Annotated in this window: 10 protein-coding genes and 1 riboswitch; all 10 genes read right to left on the bottom strand. The window is 67.3% G+C overall.

Annotation, left to right across the window (positions count from 1 at the left end):
• Positions 1 to 42 precede the first annotated feature (42 nt).
• The 10 genes from IG196_RS19635 to IG196_RS19590 all read right to left on the bottom strand — a co-directional run bounded on the left by IG196_RS19635 (position 43) and on the right by IG196_RS19590 (position 11939).
• Entirely contained in the window at positions 43 to 555 is a 513-nt protein-coding gene (locus IG196_RS19635; protein ID WP_192192584.1) for a 6,7-dimethyl-8-ribityllumazine synthase, read from the bottom strand.
• 113 nt (positions 556 to 668) lie between these two features.
• A riboswitch (FMN riboswitch) is annotated at positions 669 to 827 on the bottom strand.
• A gap of 98 nt (positions 828 to 925) precedes the next feature.
• Positions 926 to 3106 (bottom strand): TonB-dependent siderophore receptor, encoded by a 2181-nt coding sequence (locus IG196_RS19630; RefSeq protein WP_192192582.1) that lies wholly within the window; start codon positions 3104 to 3106, stop codon positions 926 to 928.
• A 313-nt stretch (positions 3107 to 3419) separates the two neighbouring features.
• Positions 3420 to 4514 carry a DNA glycosylase AlkZ-like family protein gene (locus IG196_RS19625; RefSeq protein WP_192192580.1) on the bottom strand — a complete coding sequence of 365 codons (1095 nt, stop codon included), beginning with the start codon at positions 4512 to 4514 and terminating at the stop codon, positions 3420 to 3422.
• Between the two features lie 48 nt (positions 4515 to 4562).
• The gene (locus IG196_RS19620; protein ID WP_192192578.1) at positions 4563 to 5441 is read right to left on the bottom strand and encodes a sugar phosphate isomerase/epimerase family protein; all 879 of its coding nucleotides are present in this window, start codon (positions 5439 to 5441) and stop codon (positions 4563 to 4565) included.
• 8 nt (positions 5442 to 5449) lie between these two features.
• Positions 5450 to 6637 (bottom strand): dihydrodipicolinate synthase family protein, encoded by a 1188-nt coding sequence (locus IG196_RS19615; protein ID WP_192192576.1) that lies wholly within the window; start codon positions 6635 to 6637, stop codon positions 5450 to 5452.
• Positions 6638 to 6650: 13 nt separating this feature from the next.
• Entirely contained in the window at positions 6651 to 7814 is a 1164-nt protein-coding gene (locus tag IG196_RS19610) for a Gfo/Idh/MocA family protein (RefSeq protein WP_192192574.1), read from the bottom strand.
• 32 nt (positions 7815 to 7846) lie between these two features.
• Complete coding sequence (locus IG196_RS19605) at positions 7847 to 9280, bottom strand: enolase C-terminal domain-like protein (protein ID WP_192192573.1); 1434 nt, start codon at positions 9278 to 9280, stop codon at positions 7847 to 7849.
• A 7-nt stretch (positions 9281 to 9287) separates the two neighbouring features.
• On the bottom strand, positions 9288 to 10067 hold the full coding sequence (locus IG196_RS19600) for an ABC transporter ATP-binding protein (RefSeq protein ID WP_153283118.1): 780 nt from the start codon (positions 10065 to 10067) through the stop codon (positions 9288 to 9290).
• Between the two features lie 46 nt (positions 10068 to 10113).
• A complete protein-coding gene (locus IG196_RS19595; protein WP_192192571.1) occupies positions 10114 to 11118 on the bottom strand; it encodes an ABC transporter substrate-binding protein in 1005 nt (334 codons plus the stop codon).
• A 47-nt stretch (positions 11119 to 11165) separates the two neighbouring features.
• Positions 11166 to 11939, bottom strand: coding sequence for an ABC transporter permease (locus IG196_RS19590; protein WP_153283120.1), 774 nt, complete (start codon positions 11937 to 11939; stop codon positions 11166 to 11168).
• Positions 11940 to 11948: the final 9 nt, after the last annotated feature.

Genomic DNA, 11948 nt, shown 5'->3' with positions numbered 1-11948 from the left:
GCGCAGGTTACTGCAGGCTTGCGCCGCTTGCCAACTGCGGGGTCAGGCGGCGAGCAGCGTGTCGACCTTGTCCAGCGCCTCGAGCGTCTTGAAGCAGGCCTCGGCCACTTCCGTGCCCTTGATCGCGAAGTGGCGGTGGAAGTACTTGCGGTGCTCCACGTGCTCGTGGAAATGGTGCGGCGTGAGCACGGCCGAGAAGATCGGCACGTCGGTCTCCAGCTGCAGCGACATCAGCGTGCTGACGACGGTGTTGGCGACGAACTCGTGGCGGTAGATGCCGCCGTCCACCACCAGCGCGCAGCCGATGATGGCTGCGTACTTGCCCGAGTTGGCGAGGCGCTTGGCGTGCAGCGGAATCTCGAAGGCGCCGGGCACATCGAAGATGTCGATGAGCTCGCGCGCCACGCCGAGCCGCGCCATCTCTTCGAGAAAGGCGTCGCGTGCCTGGTGGACGATGTCGGAATGCCATTGCGCCTCGACGAATGCGATGCGCTGGCCGCGCGGCGAACCCGACGCGGTGACGGCAGAAAGGGGAAGGTCGTTGATCTGACTCATGGTGTGCCTCTAGAAAGCAGGTTTCCTGAATCAGGGCGCACGAAACCACAGGCCCGCTCGCGCGCCGGTTTGCCTCAAAAAAGCAAAGCAAGGCGCGCGGGCATGCCCGCATTTCGCGCTCTCTTTCATCCGGACTGTGACCGTCGGCTTCGGAATCGCACCGAAATCTGCTGACCCTCGAACCTGTGGCAGGCCTGAGGCGCTCGCGGGCTTGTGCGACTTTCGTCGCCATCACCGCCGGTGGGGAATTGCACCCCGCCCTGAGAACGCTTGCCGTCCGGCGAACCGGACAACGGCGCGATTCTAGAAGCCCCTTGCAGCGGGGGGTTGTCACCCGCGCGCCAGACCTTCGCCCGCGCGGGGATTTTCTTCAGAAGCGGTACGTGGCGCTCGCGGTCAGGGTACGGCGCTGGCCGTAGAAGCAGTCGCCGCGCGCCAGGCAGGTGGTGATCTGCACCTTGTCGGTCAGGTTGGCCACGTTGAGCGCCAGGCGCAGCGGGCCGTTGTCCCACGCGAACATCGCGTCGAACAGCGTGACTGCGGGCACGGGGTTGTTGTCCATGCCGTCGTACGACTTGCCCATGTAGCGCACGCCGCCGCCGGCCGAGAAGCCGTGCAGACCGCCGATCGAGAAGCGCTTGGTCACCCAGGCCGAGGCCGTGTGCTTGGGCACGCCCGAGATGCGCTTGCCCAGGTCGGAGCCGTTGCTCTTCGACACGCGCGCGTCGGTGTACGCGTACGAAGTGATCCAGTCCCAGTCGCGCGCGATGCTGCCCTTGTACTCGAGCTCCAGGCCCTTCACGTGCACTTCGCCGAGCTGCACGCTGTTGAGCGGGTTGGTCGGGTCGGTGGTCTTGCGGTTGGTGTCGCGCAGGTCGTACACGGCCGCCATGAACGAGGTGCGCTGGCCCGCGGGCTCCCACTTCACGCCGGCTTCCCACTGCTTGCCGCGTTGCGGTTTGAAGGGGTTGTTCGACGTGTCGACACCGCCCAGCGGCAGGAACGATTCGGCATAGCTCAGGTACGGCGCCCAGCCGCCGTCGGCCAGGTAGACCAGGCCGGCGCGCTTGGTGGTGGCCTTGTCGTCGGCCGCCGCGGCGGGGCGGCCTTCGGTGTCGGTGGTGGCCTTGTCGTGGCGCAGGCCCAGGAGGCCGATCCAGCGGCCGTACTTGACCTGGTCCTGCACGTACAGGCCCGCCTGCTTTTGCACCACTTCGGGTGCGCGCGTGTAGCTGGTCGGCGCCGTGTAGTTGCCGTACACCGGCGCGTACACGTCGAGCGCGCCCGCACGGCCGCGGCCCGAGAGTTTGGAGGTGGTGTTGCGCTGGAAGTCGGCGCCCAGCAGCAACGTGTGTTCGACCTCGCCGGTCTTGAAGTGCGCCTCGGCCTGGTTGTCGAGCAGCAGCATCTTGCCGCCGTTGATGTCGCTGCTCAGGTCGCGCTCAATGGTGCGCTGGTCGGCATTGAACACCGGTCGCGCCGGACGGCCCGTGAGGCGGTTGGCCGCGAAGCTGGTGTACGAGGTGTTGTACCAAACCTTGCTCTCCGTCGAGCGCAGGTTCTGGCGCACCGTCCAGGTGTCGTTGATGCGGTGGCTGAACAGGTAGCCGAGCGAGGTGCTGCGCGTGTCGAAGCGGTCGAAGCCGGGCTCGCCGGTGAAGGTCGAAGTCGGGATTCGGCCGTACAGCGAGGGCAGCAGCGTGCCTTGCCACGGGAAGAAGCCGATCAGCGAACCGCTCTTGTCCTTCTGGTACGACGCCTGCAGCGTGAGCGAGGTGTCGGCGTTCGGGCGCCAGGTGAGCGAGGGCGCGATCGCGATGCGGTCGTCCGACACGTGGTCGACCTGCGTGCCGCTGTCGCGGTTCACGGCCACGAGGCGGTACATCCACTTGCTCTCGGGATCGAGCGAGCCGGTGAAATCGGCGGCGATCTGCTTGCGCGAGTTGCTGCCCAGCTGCAGCTGCACTTCGCGCTGCGTCTCGGCCTGCGGACGCTTCGACACGAGATTGAGCACGCCGCCGACGCCACCCTGGCCATAGAGCACCGACGAGGGGCCGCGCAGCAGCTCGACGCGCTCGAGCATGTACGGCTCGGGCTTGCTGCTGTTGTAGACGCCGTAGGTGCGTTGCATACCGTCCAGGTACTGGACAGCGTCGCCGCCGCGCACCTTGAACGAGTCGCCGCGGCTGTCGAAGTAGCTCGACACCACGCCGGCCGTGTAGTTGGTGGTTTCGCGCAGGGTGAGCGCGCCCTGCGCTTCCATCTGGTCGCGCGTGACGACCGAGATGGCCTGCGGCGTTTCGATCAGCGGCGTGTCGGTCTTGGTGGCGGTGCTGCCGCGTTTGGCGACGAAGCCCGTCACGGGGCCGGTGGCGGTTTCACCCGCATCGCCCGAGACGGTCACGGTGGGCAGCGCCTGCCGCGTGTCGGCCGCGGCGGCTTCTTGCGCATGGGCCTGTGCGCTGGCGGCGAGTGCCACGGCGGTGGCCGCGAACGCGGCATAGCCCCGCCGCGTGAGCGGCGTTCCGGGGCGACGATTCTTGAATGTCATGTGCAGCTTCTCCTGTGTCCTGCGTCGGATGTGTCTAGGGCGGGGGAGTGGCTGCGGCGCGGTCGGGGCGCGCCATGGCTTCTCGGGTGCGAGCGAAAAAACGGAAACGAACGAGCGCGTGCCGTGGCGCTTCCCGCAAGGAAGTCGCACCGGCTGGTGTTGTGTGTCTACGGCGTCGTGGGGGCAGTGGCCGGATGCGACGACGGGGGGCGTCGTCGCTCGGGCTGCTGCGTCTTCGTTCCTTCGAAGACGGCTGGCGGGCTCGCGGCGGGCGCGAGCGGCTGGCTGAGGCGGGCGATTATAAAAGGCAGCGTCAGCGGCCGGCGAGGAACTGCGTCATGCGGTGCAGTTCGTCATCGAGGCCCGCGCGGAAGGCCGCGCCGTGCGGCTTCTTCGCATCGGCGTAGCCGAAGGTAGGTTGCAACCGACCTTCAGGCGCGCTCACGTTGGCCCAGCCGATCACGCGGTCGTGCCACAGCATCGGCAGCGCGTAGTAGCCGAACTGCCGCTTCGGCGCGGGCGTGTAGGCCTCGAACTTGTACGTCCAGCCCCACAGCAGCTCGAAGCGGCGGCGGTCCCACACCACCGGGTCGAAGGGCGCGAGCAGGCGCACCGCGTCGTCGGGCGCATGGCGGCGCGAGGCGGGGTTCTCGTCGCCGGGCCAGTACCAGATGGTGCCGTCGATGCGGCAACTGGCCAGCTCCTCGCGCGCCAGCCGCAGCGCCGCCTGCGTCTGCGCGGCAAGGTGCGGGGCGCCGTAGCCGAGCAGGCGCACGAGGTACGTCAGGCTCGTGGCCGGCAGCGGCGCGTACTTGCGCACCACCAGTTCGATGAGCGCCGCCGCACGCTGCGCGCGCCCGGCGGGGCTGTCGTCGGCGGGCAGATGGTTCACCGCTTCATAGACCCGCGTGCCGCTGTCGCGTCGCACCACGCGCAGCAGGCCGCGGTAGTGCATGCCGTCGAGCAGGTGCGTGGTGGCGTTGCTGGAGCCGCCCCAGTAGTTCTGGATGCGGCCATGCGCAAAGTGCTGCTCGACCTGGCGCGGATGCACCGGCCCGTGCTCGCGCACATAGGCCAGCACGTCGGTGGCCTTGCGGCGCGTGTCGGCGTCCCAGGCCTGCTTGGCTTCGCGCGGATGCATCAGCGCGAGGTGCTCGCGCGGCAGGAAGCCGTAGTTGACGAGGCAGTCTTCCTCGATCGCGAGCCGTGCGTAGCGGCTTTCGAGATCGCCCGCGCGGTAGTCCTTCACGCGGTGGCGCAGCGTGAGGTCTTGCGCCCGCGCGGGTGCGCGGATCGGGTCGGCCTGCACGAAGCCGAGCTTGCGGATCGCGGCGGGGAGCGTCGTGGGCGTGAAGAGGGTGCGCGCGACGGCGTAGCGGCGCAGGTCGTCGAGGGTCGGGTCAGCCATGGGGCGAATTGCAGCACAAGCGGCTGCCTTTCGCTTCGGCCGGATCGATCAGACCGCGCTGCTGTGTCGTTCGATGCAAACGTCGAGCGTCTCGGCGCCGGGCCGCTGCCACCAGTCGAGGTTCGAGAAGATCTCGACCTCGCTGAAACCCGCGAAGCCCGCGTCCTCGACCCAGCCGCGAATCTTCTTCAGCTCGACCACGCCGTCGCCCATCATCCCGCGATCGGAGAGCAGGTCGCGCGTCGGCGTGAGCCAGTCGCAGACGTGGTACGCCAGCAGCCGTTCGCGGCCGGCGCGGGCGATCTGCTGCTGCAGCTTCGGGTCCCACCACACGTGATAGATGTCGAGTGCCACGCCCAGCATGCCGGTCTTGCCCGCATCGAGTTCGTCGCACAGGTCGAGCGCGTGCTCGAGCGTGTTGATACAGGCGCGGTCGGCCGCCTGCATCGGGTGCAGGGGCTCGATGGCCAGCGGCATGCCGACTTCGCGCGCGTACTCGAGCGAGGCGGCGATGCCATCGCGCACCTCGTTGCGCGCGCGGGCGATGTCCTTGTAGGCCACCTTTCCTTCGAGCGCACCGGGCAGGGCGCCGACCACGAGCACGAGGCAGGGCGCGTCGAGCGTCTTGGCTTCGTCGATGGCACGGCGGTTGTCGTCGAGCGCGGCCTTCAGGCCGGCCGCATCAGGCGCCGGGAAGAAGCCGCCGCGGCAGTAGCCCGAGAGGCCGATGCCGTGGGCCTTCAGCTGCTTCGCCACCTTATCGAGCCCGACGGCCGCGACCTGGTCGCGCCACGGGCTGATGGCGCGGATGCCGCGCTCGGCGCACTGGTCGATGAGGCGGTCGAGCGGCACCTCGGCGCCCGACTGCTTGCGGATGGTCGCCGTGTTGATCGACAGCCAGTCGTGGTTCTGCGAAAAGTCGCGCATGGGTTCGCTCAGCCTTCCACGCCGTGCAGGGCCAGCAGCGTCTTCATGCGCCGCACCGCGAGTTCCGGCTGTTCCAGCAGATTGGCTGCATCCGCGAGGCGGAACAGCTCCGCGAAGTGCTGCAGCGAACGCGTGCTCTGCTGGCCGCCCACCATCGTGAAGTGCTTCTGGTGGCCGTTAAGCCAGGCCATGAACACCACGCCCGTCTTGTAGAAGCGCGTGGGCGCCGCGAAGATGTGGCGCGACAACGGCACCGTCGGGCCGAGGATCGCGTGGAACTTCTCGGTGTTGCCTTGCGCGAGTGCGCCGAGCGCGGCACTCGCGGCAGGCGCGATGGCGTCGAAGATGCCCAGCAGCGCATCGCTCTTGCCGTGCGTCGGCTCGCTGCCGAAGCCGTCGCCCGCGATCAGCTCGGCGTAGTTGAAGTCGTCGCCCGTGTACATGCGCACGCCCTTCGGCAGGCGGCGGCGCATGGCGATTTCCTTGTCCTTGTCGAGCAGCGAAATCTTGATGCCGTCGACCTTGTCCGGGTGCGCCGCGATGATGCCTACGGCCGTGTCCATGGCCGCATCGACGTCCTTCGTGCCCCAGTAGCCCGCAAGCGCGGGGTCGAACATGTCGCCCAGCCAGTGCAGCACCACGGGCTGCTTCGCCTGGCTCAAGATGCGGTCGTACACGCGCTCGTAGTCTGCGGGGCTTTTTGCCACGCGGGCCAACGCACGGCTTGCCATCACGATCAGCTTGCCGCCGAGCGCTTCGATGGCGGCCATCTGTTCTTCGTAGCCGCGGATCACGTCGTCAACGCTCTTCACGTCGTCGATGTTCAGGTGGTCGGTGCCGCAGCCCGAGGCGACGAGCGCGCCCGGCATGTCTTTCGCCGCATCGAGCGAGCGACGGATCAGTTCGAGCGACGTGGGCCAATCGAGGCCCATGCCGCGCTGCGCGGTGTCCATCGCCTCGGCCACGCCCAGGCCCAGCGAGAACAGGTGGCGGCGGTAGGCGATGGTGGTGTCCCAGTCGACCGCGGCCTGCAGCCACGGGTCGACGGCCGCGAGCGGGTCGGCCACGACGTGCGCGGCCGAGTAGGCGATGCGGTTGAACTTGACGCCCGCTTCGGGCTTCACCGGTGCGGTGCCGCGCAGGGCGTAGGGCGCGAGCGTGCCGCTCGCGGTGGGGAGGGTCAGCGAGAGTGCCATGGCAGCTTCTTCGTCAGACCTTCAGCGCGGGCACGTCGACCCAGCGGCGGTCTTGCCACGACTCGAGCGCGGCCTCGACCAGCTGCACGCCCTTGGCGCCTTCGGGCAGCGTCCACTTGTAGGGCTCGTTCTCCACCACGTGGCGAATGAAATGCTCCCACTGGATCTTGAAGCCGTTGTCGTAGACCTGCGAATCCGGAATCTCCTGCCACTGGTCGAAGAAATTCATCATCTGCTTCTCGTCGGGGTTCCACACCGGGCGGGGCGTGGCGACGCGCGACTGGGCGCGGCAGCTCGACAGGCCGGCCACGGCCGAGCCGTCGGTGCCGTCGACGTGGAAGGTCACGAGGTCGTCGCGGCGCACGCGCGTGGCCCAGCTCATGTTGATCTGCGCGATCACCGGCTCGCCGTTGTGGCCGGTCAGTTCGCAGGTGGCGTAGGCCGCGTCGTCGGCAGTGGCTTCGTACGGCTTGCCGGCTTCGTCCCAGCGCGTGGGGATGTGCGTCGCGCCGATGCACGAGACCGACTTCACTTCGCCGAACAGGTTGTCCAGCACGTAGCGCCAGTGGCACATCATGTCCAGGATCATGCCGCCGCCGTCTTCCTTGCGGTAGTTCCAGCTCGGACGCTGAATCGGCTGCAGGTCGCCCTCGAACACCCAGTAGCCGAACTCCAGGCGCACGCTGAGCATGCGGCCGAAGAAGCCGGCGCGGCGCAGCATGTCGAGCTTGCGCAGGCCCGGCAGGAACAGCTTGTCTTGCACGGCGCCGTGCTTCAGGCCCGAGCCTTCGGCCAGGCGTGCGATTTCAACGGCTTCGTTCAGGTTGGTCGCGATCGGCTTCTCGCAGTACACGTGCTTGCCGGCGCGGATGGCCTTGGCCAGCAGCGTGGGGCGCATCTGTGTGGTGCCGGCGTCGAAGAAGATCGTGTCGTCCTTGTTCTCGAGCGCCTTGTCGAGGTCGGTGCCCCAGCGTGCGATGTTGTGGGTCTTGGCGAGCGCCTCCATCTTCTCGGCGTTGCGGCCGATGAGGATCGGGTCGGGCATGACCTTGTCGCCGCTCGACAGCGTGACGCCGCCTTGCGCGCGGATCGCGCAGATGGAGCGGATCAGGTGCTGGTTCATGCCCATGCGGCCGGTGACGCCGTGCATGATGATTCCGAGACGTTGGGTGGCCATCGTTTTCTTCCTTGGGATGCGAGAGGGGTGCTTCAGTAGACGGAACGCATGGCGTCCCACGAGATGCCGGCGCCGGGTTTGCCGGTGGCAAAGCCGGGCGCGGTGGCGAGCGAAGACAGGGACAACTGTCCTTCGCGGAGGGCGAGGCGCGTGGCGCCGTCGCTGGTTTCGTAGAGGCCGGGGTGCAGCTGCGACAGCGCCTGCTGCTCGGCCTCGGGCACGGCCGCGAGGCCGTTGACGTAGTGATGTCCGTTGCGCTCGACGTGCGAAAGGCCGAGCCAGCCGACGAGTGCGAGGTCTTGCTGCACGCCGATGCCGGCCTGCATGGTGAGGTCTTCGCCGGAGAGGAAATAGCGCGGCTTGTCTTCTGCCGCATTCCAGTGCGCGCAACGCGCCGCGTTGACGACCGATTTGTAGAAGCCCTTGCAACTCTTGCTCGACACGCCGGTGTAGCCGAGCGCGCGCGCCTGCACGAAGGCATCGAGCGTGCCGTCGGATTCGTCGACAAGCAGCGGAATGCGCTTGCCGAGCGCCGACACGCTGCGCTGCAAGGCGGCATCGCGGCGGATCGGCTGTTCGACGAAGACAGTCTTCTGCCCGAGCTTCCACAGCACGGGCGTGGAGAGCATGCGGTCGAGAAAGACGGCGAAGTCGTCGGCATCGGCGTACTGCTCGTTGCCATCGAGCGTCACGAGCTGGGCGTGGCCGTCGATCACGCGGGCGATGCGCTGGAGCCGGTCGATGTCCTGCGCGGTGTTGCCGCAGAGCTTGAGCTTGAAGTGCGTGAGGCCGTAGCGCTTCACAGCGGCGGAGAGCGTGGTCGGCAGGCCGTCGGTGGGCGCGTCGGGCAGCGCGTCGCTGTCGTCGATCGCATCGGCCAGGCCGACGGTGTGGCGTGCGGCGATGCTGGCGTGCGGCGATTGGCTGGCGAGGAACGCGGGCATCTCGAAGCCCGCGAGGTCGTCGGCGAGGCCGCTGCCGGCGATGTCGATGCCGCAGAGGTTGGCGTTCATCGCCGCTGCGAAGCTCGTGCCGGTGTGCAGGCACAGCGCATCCATCACGGCGCGGTCGATCAGTGCCGGACCGTAGCTCGCCACCAGCGCCTGCAAACCCTTGGCCTTCGCGCGGGCCTGCAGTGCGGCGTAGTTGGAGGCGAAGTGCGTCCACGCGGTCTGCGCGTCATCTTCGCCGACGTACGCGTCGCGTGCATCGCGCAGCGCAAAGCGAAGTTGCTCGAAGTTCTGCTCGTTGGTGAGGGCCGGGTTCTTGTCGAACCACTTGGGCACCATCATCTCGGCCGCGCAGCCTTCGGCCGTGCCGCCGTTCTCGAAACGGATGCGGGCTCGCACGTAGACCTGCGGGCAGGCGGTGACGGTGGCCGCGCCGAAGCGGAACGGCAGGCGCAGGGCCACGTCGCGCTCGGCGAAGCGGATCTCTTCGATGTGGAAACGGGGCGTGTCGGTCATGGCCGCTTCAGTGGTCCAGGATGCCCTGCGAGAAGAAATGCGCGCGCACCAGCTTCGTGTACTGGCCGAACTCGGGCGAGGCCATCATGTCCAGCGTGCGCGGGCGGGGCAGGTCGATGTCGTACACGGCGGCGATCGAGCCGGGGCGTTCGCTCATCACGATCACGCGGTCCGAGAGAAAGATCGCCTCGGGGATGCTGTGGGTGATGAGCATCACGGTCTTCTTCGACGCCATCCAGATGCGCTGCAGTTCGAGGTTCATCTTTTCGCGCGTCATCGCGTCGAGCGCGCCGAAGGGCTCGTCCATCAGCAGCACCGAGGGGTCGTGCAGCAGCGCGCGGCAGATCGACGCGCGTTGCTGCATGCCGCCCGACAGCTGCCAGGGGTACTTGCCTTCGAAGCCCTTGAGGCCGGCCATCTCCATCAGCTCGCGCGCCCGGGCCTGCGAGGCGGCCTTGGGCAGGTGGCGCATCTCGGCCTGCAGCAGGATGTTGTCTTCCACGCTGCGCCAGGGCAGCAGCACCGCGCTCTGGAACACGATGCCCACGTCCTTCTGCGGCCCCTTGATCGGCTTGCCGGCCAGCGTGAGCTCGCCGCCGCTGATCGGCAGCAGGCCCGCGACCATCTTGAGCAGCGTGCTCTTGCCGCAGCCCGAGGGGCCGACGACGGAGACGAACTCGCCTTCTTCGATGGCGAAGTCCAGCGGCTTGAGCGACTCGACCGGGCCGTCCTTGCTTTGGTAGGTCTTCGAGACGCCGCGCGCTTCGATCAGGTTGACTTGGGACATGGAGTGCGTGAAAGGTGACAACAGCGAGCGCGCGCAGGGCAGCGAATCAGTTCGGCAGGAAGTCGAGGGTCACGTAGTCCTCGGGCTTGCCGCGTGTGGATGCATCCATGCCGCCGTACTGCACCAGCAGATCGAGCGAGTCGTTGACGTTCTTCATCGCCACGCGGAACGGCCGCTGGTTGGCTGTGTCCTTCGTGTGATACAGCGCCACGCTCTGCTTCATGCCGACGATGAGCGTGTCGCGCACGCCGGCCTTCGGGTTGGCCTTGAGCATCGCGTCGACCGCAGCTTCAGGGCTCTTCTCGGCGGCTTCGGCGGCCTTGGTGGAGGCGCGCATGAAGCGCTTCACGAGGTCGGGGTTCTCGGTCAGCAGGTTCTTGTTGGTGATGATCCCGGAGCTGATCTGGTTCACGCCCGAGTCGGCAAAGCGGATCGGCGTCACGGGCTTGCCGGTGGCGTCCTGCAGCTTGATGGCCTGGTCCATCACGTAGCCCAGCAGCAGATCGGCCTGGCCGTTGGTCACGGCATTGAGCTTGGTCTGGCCGTCGCCCGAGACGATCTTCACCTGGTCGGCCTTGATGTTGTTGACCTTGAGGAACAGCGGCCACATCTGCGACATCGAATCGCCGGGCGTCACGGCGACGGTCTTGCCGATGATGTCCTTGGGCGTCTTGATGTTCTTCTCGCTGAAGCCCATGACCGACATCGGGCTGACCTGGAACAGCACGCCGGTCGACTTGAGCGGCGCGCCCTTGGCAGCAGCCTTGATCATCGTGGTGACGTCGATGTAGCCGAAGGTCGCCGATTTGGCGGCCACTGCCTGCGCGGTGACGGCGGAGCCGCGGCCTTCCTGGATGTCGAGCTCGATGCCTTCCTCGGCGTAGAAGCCTTTCTCCTTGCCGAGGAAGAAGGGCGCGTGCTCGCTGTACAGGTACCAGTTGAGCATCAGCGTGACCTTGTCCTTCGGCTTGTCGCCCTGCGCGTGCGCGGGAGCGATGGCGAAGGTGGCGAGCGCGGCTGCGGCGAGCAGCGAGGGAAGCAGTTTCTTCATGGTCTTGTCTCCGGGAGTTTTATGGATGTGCAGAAGGAACCAGGAACTCATTGCACGTGGCGCTGCGAGGCATGCCACGGAATCATCACGCGCTCGACCAGGTCGACGGCGACGAAAAGAATGACGCCGATGCTCGACAGCACGACGAGCGCGGCGAACATCAAGGGCAGGTCGAAGTTGCCGTTGGCCACCTGCAGCACGTAGCCGATGCCCGAGTTGGAACCGACGAATTCACCGACCACGGCGCCCACCACGGCCAGCGTGACCGACACCTTCAGGCCGCTGAAGATCGCGGGCAGGGCCTGCGGCAGGCTGATCTTGAAGAAAGTTTGCAGGCGGCTCGCGCCCATCGAACGGGCGAGGTCGAGCATGTCGGGCTCGACCGACTTGAAGCCCATCACCGTCGACACCACCACCGGGAAGAAGCCCAGCAGGAAGGCGCTGATCACCTTGGGCAGGATGCCGAAGCCGAACCACACCACGAACAGCGGCGCGATCGCGACTTTGGGAATGCTCTGCGAGAACACCAGCAGCGGGTACACGTACGACTCGACCAGCCGCGAATAGGCGATGACCATCGCGATCGGAATGCCGATGACGATCGTGAGGCCGAAGCCGCCGAGCGTGGCGAGCGTGGTCTTCCAGGCTTCGGCGAGCAGGCGCGGCCATTCGGCCACGAGCTGCTTCACGACCTCCCACGGCGGGGGAATGAGGTAGGCCGGAATCTTGAAGAGGCGGATCGTCAGGTCCCACAGCACCAGCAGCAACAGGATCAGGAAGAACGGGCGCAGGGCCGGGGAGAGCAGGAGCTTGCGGAACATGGCGACGAC

The organism is Variovorax sp. 38R (assembly GCF_014843395.1).
GTDB classification, from domain to species: Bacteria; Pseudomonadota; Gammaproteobacteria; order Burkholderiales; family Burkholderiaceae_C; genus Variovorax; species Variovorax paradoxus_H.
This window is presented reverse-complemented; position numbering and strand designations above follow the sequence as displayed.

Coding starts and splice junctions, on each gene's coding strand:
- IG196_RS19635 (WP_192192584.1), bottom strand. CDS start 555: ATGAGTCAGATCAACGACCTTCCCCTTTCTGCCGTCACCGCGTCGGGT.
- IG196_RS19630 (WP_192192582.1), bottom strand. CDS start 3,106: ATGACATTCAAGAATCGTCGCCCCGGAACGCCGCTCACGCGGCGGGGC.
- IG196_RS19625 (WP_192192580.1), bottom strand. CDS start 4,514: ATGGCTGACCCGACCCTCGACGACCTGCGCCGCTACGCCGTCGCGCGC.
- IG196_RS19620 (WP_192192578.1), bottom strand. CDS start 5,441: ATGCGCGACTTTTCGCAGAACCACGACTGGCTGTCGATCAACACGGCG.
- IG196_RS19615 (WP_192192576.1), bottom strand. CDS start 6,637: ATGGCACTCTCGCTGACCCTCCCCACCGCGAGCGGCACGCTCGCGCCC.
- IG196_RS19610 (WP_192192574.1), bottom strand. CDS start 7,814: ATGGCCACCCAACGTCTCGGAATCATCATGCACGGCGTCACCGGCCGC.
- IG196_RS19605 (WP_192192573.1), bottom strand. CDS start 9,280: ATGACCGACACGCCCCGTTTCCACATCGAAGAGATCCGCTTCGCCGAG.
- IG196_RS19600 (WP_153283118.1), bottom strand. CDS start 10,067: ATGTCCCAAGTCAACCTGATCGAAGCGCGCGGCGTCTCGAAGACCTAC.
- IG196_RS19595 (WP_192192571.1), bottom strand. CDS start 11,118: ATGAAGAAACTGCTTCCCTCGCTGCTCGCCGCAGCCGCGCTCGCCACC.
- IG196_RS19590 (WP_153283120.1), bottom strand. CDS start 11,939: ATGTTCCGCAAGCTCCTGCTCTCCCCGGCCCTGCGCCCGTTCTTCCTG.